Origin of the sequence: Tunturiibacter lichenicola (assembly GCF_051013355.1) — a bacterium.
GTDB lineage: Bacteria > Acidobacteriota > Terriglobia > Terriglobales > Acidobacteriaceae > Edaphobacter > Edaphobacter lichenicola_F.
Genome location: NZ_CP132944.1, coordinates 3,874,303 through 3,891,588 on the forward strand (window position 1 = coordinate 3,874,303; position 17,286 = coordinate 3,891,588).

Genomic DNA, 17,286 nt, shown 5'->3' on the forward strand with positions numbered 1-17,286 from the left:
AGAGATCAGGAATTGAAGGGGAAACTGTATGTCCCGCTCCATTATTGTTTTACCTGACGACTCCGCCAAGCCGATCGTGGAGGCCATCAACGGGGCCAAGGACTCGATCCGGGTCAAGATGTTTCTGTTCTCTGACCCAACCTTGCTTCAGACGGTCCTTGACGCACAGAAGCGTGGCGTCAAGGTTCGCATTATGCTCAACCCGGAGAGGCGCGACGGGGAGAAAGAGAATGACGAATCGCGAAAGATGCTGATCGACGGGGGCGTCGAGGTGATCGATAGTAATCCCCACTTCGATCTGACGCATGAGAAGTCGATGGTGATCGACGATACGACAGCGTTCATTCAGTCGCTTAACTGGGAGACGAAAAATATTACGGAGACGCGTGACTATGCCGTGGTCACCACGCATAAGCACGAAGTGGAAGAGATTATGGAGTGCTTCGATGCGGACTGGAACCGGACGCAGTTCAACGCCGGTGACCATTCTCATCTCATTTGGTGCATCGGCAACGGCCGTCAAAGACTGGGGCACCTGATCGACGAAGCGAAGCATTCGCTATGGCTGCAGAACGAACGTTATCAGGATCCGACCATCATCGAGCACCTTGTACGAGCGAATCGCCGGGGAGTTGAGATCCACATCATGGCGCGGCCACCGCACAAGCTGAAGAAGGAGAAGCTGATCGAAGGCGTTAGCGGTTTGCGCGTGCTGCAGGATCTTGGTGTCAAGATCCATAAGTTGAAACACATCAAACTGCACGCAAAGCTGCTGCTGGCGGATGAAGCGCGCACAATCATCGGCTCGATCAATCTTGCTCCTGGCAGCTTCGATAGCCGTCGCGAGTTAGCGATCGAGGTGAAAGACGACCATATCGTCGATCGTGTTCACAAAGTGCTTCGGCATGATTGGGAGAACTCGAAGCCGCTCGATCTGTCGGATGAGGGGCTTTTGGCTGAGCTGAAAGACAGCGATCCGAATGTCGCAGAGGATCTGGCGTTGTCGACACACAAGCACGATAAAAAGAAGTGAGTGATCGCCGTTGAATGCTCTCCGGTGATCGATACTAGGGGAGCATGGCGGGGATTGCGAGTTGGTGCGGAGCGTTGGTGTTGAGCCACGCTTCGAACTCCGGTGCGGGGCTGAGGTTGAGAAGACGGCGGAGATAGAGGGCGTCGTGGAAGGACGTGCTCTGGTAGTTGAGCATGATGTCGTCTGCTCCCGGAACTCCCATGATGTAGTTGACGCCGGCGGCTCCCAGCATGGTGAGAAGCGCGTCCATATCGTCCTGATCGGCTTCGGCGTGGTTGGTGTAGCAGATGTCGCAGCCCATGGGGAGACCGAGGAGCTTGCCGCAGAGATGGTCTTCGAGGCCGGCGCGCAGGATCTGCTTGCCGTCATAGAGATACTCAGGGCCGATGAAGCCGACGACGGTATTAACCAGCATCGGGTTGAAGTGACGGGCTACGGCGTAGGCGCGTGATTCGAGGGTTTGCTGGTCTACGCCCTGGCCACCGGTGCCACGGTGTGCGTTGGCGCTGAGGCTGCTGCCCTGACCGGTCTCGAAGTACATGATGTTGGGCGAGGGGTTTTCAGCTGTCGGTGCGACGCGGTTTAGGCTGCGGGCCTGCTGATGAGCTTCTTCGATGAGGGCGAGGTTGATGCCGAAGCTGGTGTTGGTCGCTTCGGTGCCGCCGATGGATTGAAAGAGGAGGTCGAGAGGCGCGCCCTGCTGCATGGCCTGCATCTGCGTTGTGAGGTGAGCGAGAACGCAGGATTGGGTGGGGATCTCGTAGCGGCGGCGGATGTGGTCGATGAGGCGGAGGAGCGTTGTGAGGGTTGCTACGTTGTCGGAGACGGGGTTGATGCCGATGACGGCGTCGCCGGAGCCGAGAAGGAGGCCGTCGAGGATGGAGGCGGCGATGCCTGCAGGGTCGTCGGTGGGGTGATTGGGCTGGAGACGGGTGGAGAGGCGGCCGGGAAGGCCTACGGTGGTGCGGAACTTCGTGACGACGGAGATTTTACGCGCGACGAGGATGAGGTCCTGGAGGCGCATGAGTTTGGAGACGGCGGCGGCCATCTCGGGCGTGAGCCCTTGCGCGAGTGCTGTCAGGCTGTCTGGGGTGGAGTCGTCGGAGAGGAGGTAGTCGCGGAGTTCGCCTACGGTGAGGCTGGAGATTGGAGCGAAGGCTTCGGTGGCGGCTTCGGTGCGGCTGGTGTCGACGATGAGGCGTGTGACCTCGTCGGTATCATAGGGGACGACGGCCTCGTTGTGGAAGTGGGTGAGGGGCAGATCTGCGAGCGCCATCTGTGCGGCGACACGCTGCTGCACGCTGGTGGCGGCGATGCTTGCAAGTTCGTCGCCCGAGCGGGCAGGGGAGGCTTTGGCGAGGAGGTCGGCGAGGGAGCTGAAGGTGTAGCGGACGCTCGCGACGGTGTGGGCGTGGGCCATTGGCTACTACGCTAGCAGGTTGAGTGGGTGTTACGGTGGTGGGGGGCTAGCGAAGTTATCAGCGCGCCCCTATTTTGGTCTGGAGTACCAGGTTGAGGTCGGAGAGGCTTTGCAGCTTGCGCTTTTCTTCGTCGATGTCCTGGATGGCGAGGACACCGCCAGCAACTTTTCCGTCGTCGTCGAGGATGGGAACAGCGGTCAGGCTGATCCAGGCACTGGTGCCGTCACTGTAGTGACGAAGATATTCCTTCGGGCCGATGGTTTTGCCGTTCATGATGGCGTTGGCAAGAGGGTACTCGCTGGCCGGGTCGCCGCTATACGAGTCTCGCTCCATGCAATAGTCGTCGATCATGGCTGGAGGAGCGACGACGCTGCGAAGAATGTCGTCGGCGCGAGGATTGCTCATTACGACGTTGCCGTGGGGAGCTCCGGCGATGACGATACCAAACGGAACGGCATCGAAGACAGCCTGCAGCCGAGCTTCGCTGCGACGGAGAGCCTCTACCGCTTGCTTGTGGTCATGAATGTCCTCTACCGTGCCGTACCATCGGATGGCTTTGCCCTGGTCGTCAAGTCGCGGTGCGGCGCGGGATCGCATCCAGCGCCAGACGCCTTCCCGGATCAGGACGCGGTACTCCGAGTCATAGGGCGTGGTGGTGCGGACCGAATGGTTCCACTCGTGAATGGCTCGCGAGAGATCGTCGGGATGGACGATGCGGAACCATCCGCCGTTGGCCATCTCATGACTCGAGATACCTGTCAGTTCTTCGCATCGCGGGCTGACGTCGAGGATTGTGCCGTGGGCGTCGGCGGTCCATGGAACCTGAGGATTGAGTTCGACGGTGTGCCGGTAGTGATCTTCGCTTTCGATGAGCGCTTGTTCGGCTTGTTTGCGCCGGGTGATATCGACGACCGAGATGGAGACGCCGATAACCTCATCGACCTCGTCGCGCGCAGGCTGGTAGGAGATGAGAAAGGTGCATCGCTGACCGGAGCGCCGAGCATCGGGGAGACAGATCTCCAGGGCGGCAGTTGCCTCTCCATCGAGCGCGCGTAAGAGGTAGGGTTCGCACTCGGGGAATTTTTCCGGGAGGATATCGGCGAAGTATCGATTGAGATGGGAGGCGACGGGGAGATTGTGCATCTCGGCGAGACGCTTGTTGACGCTGACGTAACGGAGGTTGCGATCGAGGAAGCCTAAACCTACAGGGACGCCGTCGTAGATGGCGTTGAGTTGGGCGAGGCGCTGGGTGGGTAGCGCTTCGAGGCGTAACGGCAGGGTGGAGTTCGCGGCGGCGGAGCGGGGTTCGGTGAGTGTGGACGGGGGCGGGGGATCGAGCCTGGCCGCGAGGGTCTCAGGGAGCTCTTCGGGAGGTACAGGGCGGCCATACAGCCAGCCCTGGCCGACATCACAGCCGAGCCAGAGGAGCATGTCGGCGATGGCCTGAGTCTCGACCCCTTCGGCTACGGTCGTGAGGCTGAGGCTGTTGCCGAGACCGACGATGGCCGCGGCGATCTTCCGGCTCTCGCGCGTGTGGTCCATGGAACGGACGAAGCTTGCGTCGATCTTCAGCTCGTCGAAGGGAAGCGATTGCAGGTGCCGCAGGCTGGAGTAGCCGGTCCCAAAGTCGTCGAGCGCGAGGCGGGAGCCCTGTTCTTTGAGCTCGGTTGCAATGCGGTAGGCGTACTCGGTATTGCCGACCAGAGCACTCTCTGTGATCTCAAGAATGAGACGGTTGAGCGGGAAGCCGGCTTGCTCAGCGGCGGCGCGGATGTGTTTGGGGAGAGAGAGATCGGTGAGCTGCGTGAGGGAGATATTTACCGAAAGGGTGAGGTGATTGGGGATGTTTCTGGCAGCGTCGAAAGAGGCGCGAAGGAGGTTGCCGGTGAGCAGCCCGTTGAGGCCGGCCGCTTCGGCCAGTGGAATGAATTCGTTGGGAGGGATAAGGCCGCGGCTGGGATGCTGCCATCGCGCTAAGACTTCGAAGCCGCCGAGGAGGCCTGTGCGCAGCTCGACGAGCGGCTGGAAGTACGGAATGATTTCGTTCTTCTCAAGCGCTCTACGCAGATCGTTCGCGTCTTCAGCAGCCATGGTAAGAAACGATACTACGGCTCGGATGCAACTTATACCGGAATCTTCCGGCCTGGAAGCCGCGGGAGCAAGTGTGGCGTCGCGGAATCTCTGTTGAACGGTATTTACTGATGGGCTTGAGGATAGGAGGGGATATGTGCATGAAGCTTTGATGCGGCGATGGTTGAACTGGCGTCATTGGGCGGGATCGCCATCCGGGAGCGAAGTTTTTCAGATTTCGTTGCTAACTAATCGATTAGTTGGTCGTCTTTTGATTAGGACGACTCTCTGAAACCTCTGCCGGGGGAGAGCCTGCGAGGATGATTGATGCCGCCGAAGAAGTCCATCACGTTGACAGAGGCTGAGTTACGGCTCATGAAGCTGCTGTGGAGCCGCGGCGAGTCGGCTGTCGGGGAGCTTGTCTCGGCGATGCCGGATGGGGAAGCGCTGGCCTATAACTCGGTGCTGACGACGATTCGGATCCTGGAGCAAAAGGGCTATGTGCGGCACCGGCAGGAGGGCAGGGCGTTTTTGTACAGTCCCTGCGTCGCTGAGCAGGAGGCGAGCCGGTCTGAGGTTCGTCATATGATGCATCGTTTTTTTGGAAACTCTCGTGAGCGGCTGCTGCTCTCGTTGCTGGGTGATGACGAGGTGACTCCGGAGGAGTTGCAGCGTCTGAAAGAGGCGATTGCTGCGGCGGCGGATGACCGTGCGGGGGACGAACTGTAATGGCGATGGATCTGAGCCTCTTGCACGATGTGGAAGGTCTGTCGCGAATGGCGGCGTCTTCGGTAGTTTCGGGGATTTGGCAGGGCGCCGTGCTGGCGGCGGGGGTAGGGATCTGTCTGCGACTGGTGCCTAAGACGACGGCGGCGATCCGGTTTGCGTTGTGGACGGTGGTGTTTGCGATTCTTGTGGTGTTGCCGCTGTTGCATGCCTATGGATTCCGCGCTGGCAGCGAGATGGCTGGGCATGGCGCGATCGTGCAGGTGGATCCGCGATGGAGCTTTGCCATTGCGGCGCTGTGGGTTGTGGCTTCGCTGGTGCGGGCGGTGAAGCTTGTTGTCGGCGGGGTGCAACTGCGTTGGGTCTGGAAGAGAGCAACGCCGGTTGAGGCTGGTCCTGGTTCTGGTTGCGAAGCAGCGCTGGCCCTGGCTGGATCTCGTGGGGTGACGCTTTGCACATCAACGGATGTCGATCGGCCTAGCGTGATCGGGTTTTTCTCGCCACGGATTCTGATTCCTCGCGAGGTATTCGAACGAGTTACAGCCGCTGAATTGAAGCAGATTGTGCTGCATGAGGTTGGGCACCTGCGAAGACATGACGATTGGATCAACCTGCTGCAGAAGGTAAGCCTGGTGCTGGTGCCGCTGAATCCAGCCTTGTTGTGGATCGAGAAGCGGCTCTGCTTCGAGCGGGAGCTGGCTTGCGATGACGATGTTCTGCGGCTGACAAAGGCGCCGAAGGCCTATGCAACGTGCCTGACGAGTCTGGCTGAGGAACGGCTTGGACGGAGGGCTGCGGCGCTCTCGTTGGGAGCGTGGGAGCGGCGGTCGGAGCTGTCACGGCGAGTGCACAGGATTCTGAGTTGGACGGAAGGAATGAGCAGGACGCGGGCGTATGCGGTGATGAGTGTTGTGACGCTTGGTTTGATTGGCGGAGCAGCTGGGCTTTCGCGATGCCCGCAGTTCGTCTCTTTTTCCGGCGGTGCTGTCGCTCAGCAAGCTGCGGTGCAGAGTCTGCCGTCTGCGGGCTATCCGTCTGCGGGATATCAGGATGTGGTATTTCATCCTGCTGTTGCCTCTTCAGTATCGGGAGCGCCCCATGAGACCCTGCTGAAAGCTTCGATGCCGGTGGATTCATCTCATCGAGCGTTGCCGCCCACGAAGCGAGTTGCTGCCAAAGCTCATCGCAGCGCACCAAAACCGATTCTGATGCGAGCGAAACAGAATCGAGCGATGGTGCAAGGACCGCAACAGCTGCGGAGATGGGTTGTACTGACTGCATGGGATGGGTCGGCGAGGGCAAGGATGATGCTCACGGTGTCGAGTGAGCCTGAAGTTTCTTCTTCGTATGCAGCTGTGCCTACTCCGGACGGCTGGCTGGTAATTCAACTTTAAACACGCAACTCCAACCGTTGTTCTAACCATTTGTGAGGATCGACCATGTCGTTTGAAACTAATAAATTAGTAGGTAAGGCGGGGCGGCTTGCCGTTCCTGCAGGTGCTGCGGTGGCTCTGGTGCTGACTGCGGGGATGTTCTTCCATCACAACGGCGTTCATGCAGCGATGGCGTCGCCTGCGCCGATGGACGACAACAGTGTGTCGTCGCTGGTGGCGTTGGACAGCGCCGTGGAGGCAGTTGCGGCACGCGTCACGCCAGCGGTGGTCAACGTCGCTGTGACGTCGCGTGGTTCTTCGGAGCACGAGGTCGGCGAAGAGCAGGAGCAAGGGCAGGAAGGGGGCCAGGGTCAGATTCAGGGGTTGCCTCCGGGCTTTGCGCAGTTCTTTGGACAGGGACCTCAAGGAATGCAGAGACCGCAGCAGCCGCAGATCGAGCATGGAATCGGCAGCGGGATCATCATCTCTCCCGATGGTTATATCGTGACGAACAATCACGTCGTCGATGGAGCCGTGCAGATCAAAGTGACGCTGCATGACCGGCGTGTGATGAATGCGAAGTTGATCGGCGTGGATAAGCTGACCGACCTTGCGGTAATCAAGGTGGATGCGAAGGATCTGCCCAGCATCGCGTGGGGTGACTCGACGAAGTTGAAGCCCGGTCAGACGGTGTTGGCGTTCGGCAGCCCGTTCGGCTACTTCCAGTTCTCTGTGACGCGCGGAATTGTGAGCGCTGTAGATCGCCCGAATCCTTATCGTGACGATCCGCGGAAACCGGGCGGATACATCCAGACCGATGCTGCGATCAATCCGGGTAACTCGGGTGGTGCGTTGGTGAATGCCCGTGGCGAGCTGGTGGGTATCAACACATTCATCATCTCGAATAGTGGTTCGTTTGCCGGAGCTGGTTTTGCGATTCCGTCGCAGATTGTGCGGGCGACGACAGAGCAGTTGATTAAGACGGGCAGCGTCCACCATGGTTATCTCGGGATCAGCATGAACGATGTGACGCCTGAGAATGCGAGCTTCTTCAATTTGAAGGAGGCGACCGGTGCGATCGTTGCGCAGGTGACGCCTGATTCGCCAGCGAGCCAGGCAGGCTTGAAGAGCGGTGACGTCATCGACGAACTGAACGGACAGAAGGTGGTGAACGGCGGTGCGCTACAGGTTGCTGTGAGCGAGGATACTCCGGGCACGCAGATCACGTTGGGCATTCTTCGCAACGGCTCTCCACAAACTTTGACTCTAAAGGTTGGCGAGTTCCACAAGGATGCAGAGGTGGCTTCGAATGGCGACTCTGCCGGCCCGCAGAAGGGCAAGCTTGGGCTTGCTGTGGCTGAACTGACTCCTGATGTGCGCCAGCAGTTGCATATTCCATCGGAGATGAAGGGCGTTGCGATACAGAGCGTGCGCCCTGCAAGTCCTGCGGACGAGGCGAGCCTCGCTCCGGGAGATGTGATCCTGGAGGTGAATCGTCATCCAGTCGTTTCGGCTGAACAGTTTGTGAACGAGGCTCATGCGAACCCGGCGGGGAAGGATTTGCTGCTTCTTGTGTGGTCACAGGGGGGAGCGAGCTACCGCGTGATACACCCCGATGCGGGTAATCAGAGCGGTATGTAAGTTGAAGTGCGCTTGGGCCGCTGCGATTCATCTCGCGGCGGCCATTTTTTTTGCTTGCGGTTTTACTTCAATCCGCAGAATGTCCGAGAATGTGTTTTGCACCGTGGTAGATGTTGAAGTGATTGTCGCGAAGGAACCCGACCAGAATAATGTCGAAGTCGATCGCAACCTGCACGGCAAGGCTCGATGGAGCACCAACACAGGCGACCATCGAGACTCCGCCCATGAGAGCTTTCTGGAGGAGTTCGAAGCTGGCGCGTCCGGAGAGCAGGAGCAGAGCTTGGCGCAATGGGGTGCGGTCTGCGAGAAACTCCGCGCCGAGGAGCTTGTCGACTGCGTTGTGACGGCCGACATCTTCCTTGACTCCGAGTAGCTCGCCTTCTGAATTGAAGAGGCCGGCACCGTGGATGCCGCCCGTCAGGTTGAAGAGGCTTTGGGCTTCTCGCAGACGATCGGGAAGTCTGGTGAGAGTGTCGGCTTCGATCTGGAATATGTTTTTTCTGCGTGGCGGGCAGACGGTTTGGAGCGCCAGTAGAGAAGCTTTACCACAGATGCCGCAGCTGGAGGTGGTGTAGAAGTTACGCTCAAGATTTGCGAGGCTCACCACGACGTCGGGAGCCAGCTCTACGCGTACGACATTTTTTCCTGGCTGATAGGGAAGCGCGCTGTGTGTCTCTTCGCTCTCACGTGAAGCCTCTCCGATGCTGCTCGCTGCGTAGACAATCTGCTCTATGTCGTTTGAATCGCGCACGACGCCTTCGGTCATGAGGAAGCCCGCCGCGAGGTCGAAGTCGTCGCCAGGAGTGCGCATGGTTACAGAGATGGACTTGACCGATCTTGCACCGATGGCCCCGTGAGCCAACTGAATCTCGAGCGGCTCTTCAACGGCTAACGTGTCCTGCACGCGACGAAAGCTGTGCCCAATCACCTTCTCGATCGTCACTTCATGGGATGAGCGGTTTGCCGGTGGGGCGAGTTCTGAGACGAGATTGGGTGAGGGACTCTTCATGAGCGCTCTGATGCCTCTGTGGAGAGCTTAAATGATGAGGGCCGGCCCTCCGCTTTGATCCCCTACGAAGTGAGGCACTATTTGTTCGGTGCGGCCATTGGGGTTGGCGCGCTCCGCACAGGTCTATTGCAGAATAACTGTTTGAGCTTTGCCGGTATCGGCAACCGTTGCGGCCCAACCTAACTTGGTTTTTTCGAGTGCAGTCGTGCGGCCTTCGACAGTAGCTTGTGAGCGAGCCGGCACAAATCCGACAGCTTCGATTCGCAGCGTGCTCCACCACGGCTTGAAGTTGCCTTCGCGTTGCGGAATGCTCACTGTCAGTGCACCGCTCGCATCGATGCTGCAGGTTATATGCAGTCGCAGATAGGCGCCGTTGCGAAAGTCATAGCTGCTGCCGTCGTCGGTGTAAAGATCGCCGCCGCAGCTCTCGCCCGCAGCTGGCGCAAAGACACGGAGGGTCAGCGGGCCGTTTGGTATCTCGTCTGTCGACTGAACGAGGGGTTGCATCGGCACGATTGCTCCGGCACGAACGTAGACCGGTAGATCACCGAGCCCCGGATGCAGCATCACCGGCTGTAACGCAGGTGCGGTGTCGCGAATCTCCAGGTCCCGTGCGGTGGCGGGGCCTCGCCGGTCCAGCTTCGCACCCGTCCAATAGTCATACCAGATGCCCGACGGCAAATGTAACTCATACGGTGCCACATCATCCGGCAGCGGCGACGCGGCTACAAGGATGGAGGGGCCGAAGAAGAACTCCCCATCGGCATCGAGGTCCAGCGGGTGGCCGTCGCTGGTTGCGTGCGGGTATTCGACGAAAAGTGGCCGCACAATGGGCACGCCATCGCGAGAGGTCTGCTCCGCCGTCGTGTACAGGTAGGGTAGGAGCTGATATCGCTCTTCGATATAGCGCTTGCGGATCGCCTCCTGTTCGGGCCCATCCACCCACACCTCGTGCGTTCGTGTGCCCTTTGCTGCATGATTGCGATCGATTGGTTGAAACGCTGCCAGCATGATCCACTTCGTGAGTAAGTCGGGAGAGGGCGAGCCGCCGAATCCGCCTACATCCGCTCCGGTCATCGCAAATCCGCTCAACCCGAGGTTGAGGATCTGCGGAGTGGTCTGTCGCAGATGATTCCACGTCGCAAGATTGTCGCCGGTCCACGTTGCTGCGTAGCGCTGGCCTCCTGCGTAACTTGCGCGCGTAAGTACAAACGGCCGCTCATTCGGCTTCAGCGCCAGCAGACCGTCCCACGTTGCACGGGAGTTTTCCATTCCATAGAAGTTGTGAATCTCCGGGTGCATCGCGGTGCGTTTGACGAAGCCGGGCTCATCGATGCGATGCTCCACGTCGTCTGGCATCGTCTTTGTTGGGTAGCGAAAGACTGCGGGCTCGTTCATATCGTTCCAGAATCCGGATACGCCGTCCTGCACAAACTCCTTGTACAGCGTTCCCCACCAGGCCCGCGTCTGCTGTCGCGTAAAGTCGGGAAATACTGATGGGCCCGGCCAGACTGGGCCTACATAGTTCTGACCCTTTTCTTTCACGAAGTGATTACCGGCGCTGCCACTGTCGTACGGTGCATAGCCCTGGTTCGGCAGATTGGCGATATGAAGGTCGGTGATGAGCACCGTGTGCAGGTGCTGGGCGGTAAGTTTGCGAATCATCCCTTTAAAATCTGGATACGCTTCGGTATCCACCGTGAATGGGCGGTTCTTGTATTGATAGTCGATGTCCAGATAGATTGCATCGGCTGGAATCTTGTCTGCACGAAGGCGCGCTGCGATCTCTTCCACCTGGGTTTGCGGATAGTAGGTGTAGCGCGACTGTTGGTAGCCTAGCGTCCACAGGGGCGGCAGTGGTGTCGGCCCCGTCAGCCATGCGTATTCGTTGAGCACCTGTTTCGGCTCGGGGCCGTAGAGGAGGTAGTAGTCCAACGGGCCGCCAGGCGCACTGAAGGTCATCCGGTCGGTACGCTCGCGGCCAAAGTCGAAGAACGTTCGGAAGGTGTTGTCGAAGAGCACGCCCAGTGCTCGCCCCGACCTCATCTGAATCAAGAAAGGGATCGACTTATAGATTGGATCGGTGGACTCCTGCCATCCGAAGTTGTCGGTGTTCCACATGACGAATGCCTCGCCAGCGCGATCCAGCGGACCGGGTTTGTCACCGAGTCCAAAGTAGTGATCATCATCCGTCTTGGCCTTCGTCACCTTGAAGCCGTCAGAGCTCCATGCGACGGGTAGCGCGTCATTCTGCAGTGGGTTGCCTGCGAGGTCCGTTACCTTCAGCTGGAGGTTTGGTGACACGGTCACTCGCAACGCAGGTGTGCTAAAGCCGTTGACCTCGGGCGTCACGGCAACACGCGCATTGCGTGCCGCAGGCAATACGGCCCACGAAGCGTCTTCGGCTGGATGACCGGCAGGGAAGACTCGCACCCGCAGCACGTCGGGGCGGAGAGCGTCAACGCGGATCGTCAGCGTGCCACTCGACAGTTCGAGTCCGTTTGGCGTGTGGGCCGACGCAGGCAGTTTGGTCGTTTGAGCCTCGGCTATCGATAAAGAACACAGGGTCAGCGAACCAATCAGCAGGGAGGTGAAGACGGAGCGTCGCATCGGAAGATCCTTTCAAAATCGCGCAGAGACAAACCTGCAGATGAGTCGGTTACCAGCATCGCCAGAACGCGGCGATGATCTGAGTCGGGTCATTTGTTCTCAACAGAAAACTAACATAGTACCGGCTGTCTGCGACGAGAGGGAACTTGCGCAATGGCCAAGGTATCTAAGTGGCCGCGAGTCATTGGCCGATACTAATTTGGGCAGAGTTCAGTTTATTACCGTGGTACATTGGTAAATATGCCAGAGACGAAAAATACTGTCGAGATTGAGCGGATACAAACGGGCGTTCGCATGGAGAAGCGGCTGATCAAAGTTCTGAAAGCTGTCGCTGAGCTGAAAGACATGAGTCTCGGTGATCTTCTGGAAGGAATCGTGCTTCACGCCTTCGAAGGCAAGTCCGCCTTCTCCGCACAGACGCTGAAGGAGATCGACCAGTTCAAAAAGATATATGGCTTGACGCTTCGTGCGGCAGATAGCCATCACCTGAAGGAGCGTAGATGAAATCGACGATCTTACTTGCGGTTGGACTCGCTGCCGGAAGTGTTGGCGCTGGAGAGACTGCCGCAACAGCCCAGACAGACTCGCCACTCGCACATGTCAGCAATAGCTTTCATTTCGCAGTGCCTGCTTCGTTGAGCCGTGCATCGGCTTTTTTTGGCCCAGAGGGGGAGCGGTGCTGGGCAGGAGACCACTGGAACCCGGTGTTTTTGTATCCTCAGCCGGCAAAGGATGTTGAGGGAGCGGTGTTCACGGTGCAGCATGGTCCGCATTCGAGCGTGTGGGTGAATACTCTCTTCGATCAGGCGGGCGGTCGAATGCAGTATGTGTCGTTCGTTCCAGATACGCTCGTGTTCACCGTTGATGTGCGGCTTTCCGCGCTGACTTCGTCGACCACAAAGGTTGAGGTGACTTATATTCGGACAGCGCTCCATGCGGAGGCGAATGAGGATGTGCTCGCTATGGGCAAGCGCGATGGCGAGAATGGACCGGAGTGGCAACAGGCTATCGAACACTGTCTTGCCGCTGAACGGAAGAGCGAGCGCTAACGGGAGAGGCCTCTCGCGACTCAGTTCTGGCTGGCGATGAAACACCTGATTGCTGAAATGGCGAAGACAAATCTGTATGCAGCGTTTTTTGTCGGTGGAAGGGTTGACCTGCTCAGGTACTGAGGTATGCTGGGTAGCACTTCACGCGAGACGCAACCTGCCGAGCTGTAGTTAGCGCACGCGCGTGTGCATGTATGCTTAATTTTTCTCTCAGGAGTGATGTCATGCAGTGTCCCGCCTGCCACAACGAAGTCTCGCCTCAGAGCGCCTTCTGCAGTCAATGTGGCGCTCCCCTTGCATCCGGTGGAGCAGCAAGCGCAGGCTTTCCGCCCCCGCCGAACTACACGAATGCGCCGCCTGCCTACTCCACCGTTCCACCTGCGTATGCTGCCGGGTCACCCCCGGCTACCGGAGCTGGGCTCTCTGAAAATGGTGCTGCTGCGATTGCCTATCTCACGATTATTCCGGCGATCATCTTCCTTGTGCTCGAGCCGTATAACAAGATGCCACTGGTCCGCTTCCATTCCTGGCAGTCGATCGGGCTTGGTGTCATGGCGTTTCTCATTCAGATGGTCGTTACGATCATGGAGATTGCGGTGCACTTTATTCCGGGGATTGTCTTCTTGTTCGGGCTGGTTCACCTCGCGATCGGGGTAGGAATCTTTCTTGTCTGGCTCTTTATCATCTTGAAGGCCGCCAAAGGCGAGTGGTACAAGCTGCCAGTCATTGGGGACTTCGCCGAGAAGCAGGCGCGCGGCTAGTCTTTTTGCGTTTGGCTGCAGTTACGCGCTCGTGCCGAGGGGCATAATGCGCAAGCCGCTTCTCCATCACGGCAACTGCTGCCGCACTCTCATCCACCATCACGAAGCTGCGGCCATGCCTGGCTGCGGCCACGCCGGTCGTTCCACTGCCTGCAAAAAAATCCAGCACCCTCTCCCCGGGATTCGAGTGCACCCGCACGATGCGTTCGAGAATTCCAAGCGGTTTCTGCGTGGCGTATCCGGTCTTCTCCTTGCCGGTTGGCGAGACGATGGTGTGCCACCACACATCGGTCGGAGTCTTGCCGCGCGCTGCCTTCGCCGCGCCCACGAGTCCGGGGGCCATGTAGGGTATTCGATCGCTCTCGTTGAGGTTGAAGGTGTATCGCTTCGGGTCCTTCGTGTACCAGAGGATGTTGTCGTGCTTGGCCGGCCATCGTTTGGTGGCGCGGGCACCATAGTCGTAGGCCCAAATGATCTCGTTCTGGAAGCACTCCCGGCCGAAGATCTCATCGAGCATCACCTTGCAGTAGTGCACCTCGCGATAGTCGATATGGAAGAACAGAGAGCCGGCCGGGGCGAGCACGCGATGCGCTTCGAGCAGGCGCGGCCGCAGAAATCCCAGAAAGTCGTCGAAGCTGTCTCCGTAGCCTGTTCCAGCCGGCTGCTGCGCCAACACCTCCGTGCGGTAGCGTCGTCCACCAAAGCCGACTCGGTCGCCTGCCTCATCGCGGATGGTCTTCATCTGTTTTCTGCTCTGCCGCTTGCCGGTGTTGAACGGCGGATCGACGTAGATCAGCTCTACCGATTCCGCCTCCAGGCCCTGCAAAACGCTGAGGTTGTCCCCGTGCACGATCCGGTTCATTCCACGTATCTCCAGCTCCTAACACTAACGTACCCTTGGACTCTGAGGCGTCAGCGTGTATCTTTCTCTTCGGGCTGTAACCTCAACGATCATGTCGGCGAACCACCTTATCTACGCCATGCTTACCCATCGCGGCCGTGTACGCCATGGCAACGAAGATACCTGCGCGGCCGCACCCGAGATTGGGGCGTTTGTGGTCTGCGATGGCATGGGCGGAGCGGCGGCCGGCGAGATCGCCAGCAATCTTGCCGCCGATACCTTTCTCGCTGTCCTGAGCTCCCCGCCGCAGGGCGAAGCGCAATTGAAGCCGCACGCTCGTCTCAGCGCTGCAATTCAGGCCGCGAATCACGCTGTCTACCAGCAGTCCAGGCAGTCGCGGCAGTTCGCTGGGATGGGAACTACGCTGGTGGGTCTGCTCCACGCACCTCTTGTGAAGGGTAGCAACGGGAAGCCTTCCGCGCCCGGCCGCTCTCCGACGAACCACACCAACTCTCGCGTTACCGATCCTCCGACGCTCTGGCTCGGCCACGTGGGCGACAGCCGCTGCTACCGTTATCGCCGAAGCAGGCTTGAGCAGCTTACCTCCGACCATTCCCTCGTCGAAGAACAGGTGCGTGCCGGCCAGATCACTCAGGAGCAGGCGGCAGAGTCGCCCATGCGGAATTTGATCACGCGCGCCATCGGCTCACAGGCCACAGTCGAGCCGGAGATTCAAAGCCACCACCCACGGCCGAACGATTTGTATCTGCTTGCCTCCGATGGACTGACCCACGAGGTCACCGACGGAGAGATTGTGGAGATACTTGCGGCGATTCCCAAATCGCTGTCAACAGCGGCACTCACCACTGCGTGCGAAGCGCTGATTACGGCTGCAAACCGTAACGGAGGCAATGACAACATCACCGTGCTACTGGTCGGCGTTGCACCAGACATCAGCCGCGTGTGATTCGCCATCAGCCTCCAAACTGCTACACTGCAAAGTCGTCCGAAACACCTTTATGTCCGATACGAAAACGATTGCAATTCTCGGCGCCGGCACGATGGGCAACGGCATCGCGCATGTGTGTGCCCGCTCCGGCTTCAACGTCATCCTTTACGACCTGCAGCAGCCGTTCCTCGACCGCGGCCTCGCCACCATTGAAAAGAATCTCGCTCGCGAGGTTACGAAGAACAAACTGACTCAGCAGCAGGCCGACGATGCGAGAGCCCGCATCGCGCCTACGCTCGACCGCGAAGCTCTCGGCAGTTGCAGCCTCGCAATCGAAGCGGCGACAGAAAAATTCGTCATCAAGGCGGAGATCTTTCGCGATCTCGACCGTATTCTGCCGGCCGATGCGATCCTCGCGTCGAATACCAGCTCCATCTCCATCACCAGGCTCGCCGCGGTGACGAAGCGTCCGGAGAAGGTCATCGGCATGCACTTTTTCAACCCGGTTCCGGTGATGCAGCTCGTCGAGGTGATCCGCGGCCTGCAAACCTCGCAGGCCACCTTCGAAGTTGTCCATGCGCTTTCGGTTGAACTCGGCAAAAAGCCCGTCGAGGTCAACGACGCCGCCGGTTTCATCTCGAATCGCGTCCTGATGCCGCTGATCAACGAGGCCATCTACGCTGTGATGGAGGGAGTCGCGACAGCTGAGGCTGTCGATCAGGTCTTCATGCTTGGCATGGCGCATCCGATGGGGCCGCTGACGCTGGCGGACTTTATCGGCCTCGATGTCTGCGCCGACATTATGCGCGTCCTCGCCGACGGCCTCGGTAGTCCGAAATATAATCCTTGTCCGCTGCTGGTGCGCATGGTCGACGCGGGCTGGCTGGGCCGCAAATCCGGCCGCGGCTTCTACACGTATCCGTCACCATAGTTACGACATAGACACGACCAGCCCACCGGGCCCTACACTGAAGAGACGAAGAAGCCTGAAGCTGTGAGAAGCATCTAATTGGAGAAACAGGAGAAGACATGCCCCACGAGTTTTACTTCGAAGACTTTTACGTTGGCCAGAAGTTTCATTCCATCGGTCAGGCTAAGGTGACCGCCGAAGAGATCAAGGAATTCGGTAGCAAATACGACCCGCAGCCCTTTCACCTGGACGAAGCTGCCGGTGAAAACTCCTTCTTCAAGGGTCTCGCTGCCTCTGGCTGGCTTACCGCTGCTATCGTCATGCGTCTGCGCGTGCAATCGATCACGGTTGCGGGCGGCATGATCGGCGCGGGCGTCGAGGAGATGCGATGGACCGAACCTGTCCGGCCTGGTGATTCGCTTCGTACTGAGATCGAAGTCGTCGGTGTGCGCCAATCCAACTCCCGGAAAGAGTATGGCGTGGTTCGCACGCGAACGCTTGCCTACAATCAGCGCGACCAGGTGGTCATGCGTTCGACTGTCAACTTTCTGGCGCCGGTAAAACCGAAGGCCTGAGAAGCAGGAACGCATATGACCGACGAGCATCTTGCTCTGCTCAAATCAAGCATCGACATGGTCGTCACACTGGAGACCACGGAGGGCGAGCGGTTTCTCGCCCAGATTCTCTTCGTCTTTGAGGGAGAGGAGACCCCAGACGTCTTCTACCTCAAGGTCGAGCCTGATGCGGACGGCAGATTCGTCCCGATAGGAGGCGGCGGCCACTCGACCCTGTTAGCAGACATCGCTGCCGTGCATCGCCTCGAATCGTAATCAAGCGCGCTTAATCGACTGCACGACGAATCAACTTAGTTACCTCGCCCACATACCCACAAC

At 58.9% G+C, this 17,286-nt stretch carries 16 protein-coding genes; 11 read left to right on the forward strand and 5 right to left on the reverse strand.

Annotation, left to right across the window (positions count from 1 at the left end):
* Positions 1-28 precede the first annotated feature (28 nt).
* Positions 29-1,033 (forward strand): phospholipase D-like domain-containing protein, encoded by a 1,005-nt coding sequence (locus tag RBB82_RS16325; RefSeq protein WP_433971810.1) that lies wholly within the window; start codon positions 29-31, stop codon positions 1,031-1,033.
* Positions 1,034-1,067: 34 nt separating this feature from the next.
* Here RBB82_RS16325 and RBB82_RS16330 read toward each other — a convergent pair whose 3' ends face one another.
* Both RBB82_RS16330 and RBB82_RS16335 read right to left on the reverse strand, forming a co-directional pair.
* Entirely contained in the window at positions 1,068-2,453 is a 1,386-nt protein-coding gene (locus RBB82_RS16330) for an ethanolamine ammonia-lyase subunit EutB (RefSeq protein WP_433971811.1), read from the reverse strand.
* 58 nt (positions 2,454-2,511) lie between these two features.
* On the reverse strand, positions 2,512-4,545 hold the full coding sequence (locus RBB82_RS16335) for an EAL domain-containing protein (protein WP_433971812.1): 2,034 nt from the start codon (positions 4,543-4,545) through the stop codon (positions 2,512-2,514).
* 306 nt (positions 4,546-4,851) lie between these two features.
* On the opposite strand from RBB82_RS16335, the gene RBB82_RS16340 reads away from it, so the two are divergent.
* Genes RBB82_RS16340 through RBB82_RS16350 form a run of 3 tightly spaced genes read left to right on the forward strand, consistent with a single transcriptional unit; the run spans position 4,852 to position 8,264 of the window.
* The gene (locus RBB82_RS16340) at positions 4,852-5,253 is read left to right on the forward strand and encodes a BlaI/MecI/CopY family transcriptional regulator (protein ID WP_433971813.1); all 402 of its coding nucleotides are present in this window, start codon (positions 4,852-4,854) and stop codon (positions 5,251-5,253) included.
* Positions 5,253-6,644, forward strand: coding sequence for a M56 family metallopeptidase (locus tag RBB82_RS16345; RefSeq protein ID WP_433971814.1), 1,392 nt, complete (start codon positions 5,253-5,255; stop codon positions 6,642-6,644). Before RBB82_RS16340 ends, RBB82_RS16345 begins: the two co-directional genes overlap by 1 nt.
* Before the next feature lie 45 nt (positions 6,645-6,689).
* Positions 6,690-8,264: a Do family serine endopeptidase gene (locus RBB82_RS16350; RefSeq protein WP_433971815.1), complete on the forward strand. Its 1,575-nt coding sequence runs from the start codon at positions 6,690-6,692 to the stop codon at positions 8,262-8,264.
* A gap of 67 nt (positions 8,265-8,331) precedes the next feature.
* On the opposite strand, the gene fdhD is transcribed toward RBB82_RS16350, so the two are convergent.
* Together fdhD and RBB82_RS16360 are read right to left on the reverse strand one after the other, a co-directional pair.
* Positions 8,332-9,273: a formate dehydrogenase accessory sulfurtransferase FdhD gene (gene fdhD / locus RBB82_RS16355; protein WP_433971816.1), complete on the reverse strand. Its 942-nt coding sequence runs from the start codon at positions 9,271-9,273 to the stop codon at positions 8,332-8,334.
* A gap of 123 nt (positions 9,274-9,396) precedes the next feature.
* Positions 9,397-11,883, reverse strand: coding sequence for a TIM-barrel domain-containing protein (locus RBB82_RS16360; RefSeq protein WP_433971817.1), 2,487 nt, complete (start codon positions 11,881-11,883; stop codon positions 9,397-9,399).
* A gap of 240 nt (positions 11,884-12,123) precedes the next feature.
* On the opposite strand from RBB82_RS16360, the gene RBB82_RS16365 reads away from it, so the two are divergent.
* From RBB82_RS16365 to RBB82_RS16375, 3 genes are all read left to right on the forward strand, one after another.
* Complete coding sequence (locus RBB82_RS16365; protein WP_433971818.1) at positions 12,124-12,387, forward strand: hypothetical protein; 264 nt, start codon at positions 12,124-12,126, stop codon at positions 12,385-12,387.
* The gene (locus RBB82_RS16370; RefSeq protein ID WP_433971819.1) at positions 12,384-12,932 is read left to right on the forward strand and encodes a hypothetical protein; all 549 of its coding nucleotides are present in this window, start codon (positions 12,384-12,386) and stop codon (positions 12,930-12,932) included. Before RBB82_RS16365 ends, RBB82_RS16370 begins: the two co-directional genes overlap by 4 nt.
* A gap of 224 nt (positions 12,933-13,156) precedes the next feature.
* The gene (locus RBB82_RS16375; RefSeq protein ID WP_433971820.1) at positions 13,157-13,693 is read left to right on the forward strand and encodes a zinc-ribbon domain-containing protein; all 537 of its coding nucleotides are present in this window, start codon (positions 13,157-13,159) and stop codon (positions 13,691-13,693) included.
* Here the strand turns inward: RBB82_RS16375 and RBB82_RS16380 are convergent.
* Entirely contained in the window at positions 13,656-14,555 is a 900-nt protein-coding gene (locus RBB82_RS16380) for a DNA-methyltransferase (protein ID WP_433971821.1), read from the reverse strand. The two genes, RBB82_RS16375 and RBB82_RS16380, sit on opposite strands and share 38 nt — an antisense overlap.
* 55 nt (positions 14,556-14,610) lie before the next feature.
* On the opposite strand from RBB82_RS16380, the gene RBB82_RS16385 reads away from it, so the two are divergent.
* From RBB82_RS16385 to RBB82_RS16400, 4 genes are all read left to right on the forward strand, one after another.
* Positions 14,611-15,501 (forward strand): PP2C family protein-serine/threonine phosphatase, encoded by an 891-nt coding sequence (locus tag RBB82_RS16385; RefSeq protein ID WP_433971822.1) that lies wholly within the window; start codon positions 14,611-14,613, stop codon positions 15,499-15,501.
* A 52-nt stretch (positions 15,502-15,553) separates the two neighbouring features.
* Complete coding sequence (locus RBB82_RS16390) at positions 15,554-16,414, forward strand: 3-hydroxybutyryl-CoA dehydrogenase (RefSeq protein ID WP_433971823.1); 861 nt, start codon at positions 15,554-15,556, stop codon at positions 16,412-16,414.
* Between the two features lie 98 nt (positions 16,415-16,512).
* Positions 16,513-16,968 carry a MaoC family dehydratase gene (locus tag RBB82_RS16395; protein WP_260734572.1) on the forward strand — a complete coding sequence of 152 codons (456 nt, stop codon included), beginning with the start codon at positions 16,513-16,515 and terminating at the stop codon, positions 16,966-16,968.
* Positions 16,969-16,983: 15 nt separating this feature from the next.
* Positions 16,984-17,223, forward strand: a complete 240-nt coding sequence (locus RBB82_RS16400; RefSeq protein ID WP_433971824.1) for a hypothetical protein — start codon at positions 16,984-16,986, stop codon at positions 17,221-17,223.
* The last annotated feature ends 63 nt before the right edge of the window (positions 17,224-17,286 follow it).

Excerpts from the sequence above, each read along its gene's own strand:
- RBB82_RS16325 (WP_433971810.1), top strand. The coding sequence starts at position 29 with ATGTCCCGCTCCATTATTGTTTTACCTGACGACTCCGCCAAGCCGATC.
- RBB82_RS16330 (WP_433971811.1), bottom strand. The coding sequence starts at position 2,453 with ATGGCCCACGCCCACACCGTCGCGAGCGTCCGCTACACCTTCAGCTCC.
- RBB82_RS16335 (WP_433971812.1), bottom strand. The coding sequence starts at position 4,545 with ATGGCTGCTGAAGACGCGAACGATCTGCGTAGAGCGCTTGAGAAGAAC.
- RBB82_RS16340 (WP_433971813.1), top strand. The coding sequence starts at position 4,852 with ATGCCGCCGAAGAAGTCCATCACGTTGACAGAGGCTGAGTTACGGCTC.
- RBB82_RS16345 (WP_433971814.1), top strand. The coding sequence starts at position 5,253 with ATGGCGATGGATCTGAGCCTCTTGCACGATGTGGAAGGTCTGTCGCGA.
- RBB82_RS16350 (WP_433971815.1), top strand. The coding sequence starts at position 6,690 with ATGTCGTTTGAAACTAATAAATTAGTAGGTAAGGCGGGGCGGCTTGCC.
- fdhD (WP_433971816.1), bottom strand. The coding sequence starts at position 9,273 with ATGAAGAGTCCCTCACCCAATCTCGTCTCAGAACTCGCCCCACCGGCA.
- RBB82_RS16360 (WP_433971817.1), bottom strand. The coding sequence starts at position 11,883 with ATGCGACGCTCCGTCTTCACCTCCCTGCTGATTGGTTCGCTGACCCTG.
- RBB82_RS16365 (WP_433971818.1), top strand. The coding sequence starts at position 12,124 with ATGCCAGAGACGAAAAATACTGTCGAGATTGAGCGGATACAAACGGGC.
- RBB82_RS16370 (WP_433971819.1), top strand. The coding sequence starts at position 12,384 with ATGAAATCGACGATCTTACTTGCGGTTGGACTCGCTGCCGGAAGTGTT.
- RBB82_RS16375 (WP_433971820.1), top strand. The coding sequence starts at position 13,157 with ATGCAGTGTCCCGCCTGCCACAACGAAGTCTCGCCTCAGAGCGCCTTC.
- RBB82_RS16380 (WP_433971821.1), bottom strand. The coding sequence starts at position 14,555 with ATGAACCGGATCGTGCACGGGGACAACCTCAGCGTTTTGCAGGGCCTG.
- RBB82_RS16390 (WP_433971823.1), top strand. The coding sequence starts at position 15,554 with ATGTCCGATACGAAAACGATTGCAATTCTCGGCGCCGGCACGATGGGC.
- RBB82_RS16395 (WP_260734572.1), top strand. The coding sequence starts at position 16,513 with ATGCCCCACGAGTTTTACTTCGAAGACTTTTACGTTGGCCAGAAGTTT.
- RBB82_RS16400 (WP_433971824.1), top strand. The coding sequence starts at position 16,984 with ATGACCGACGAGCATCTTGCTCTGCTCAAATCAAGCATCGACATGGTC.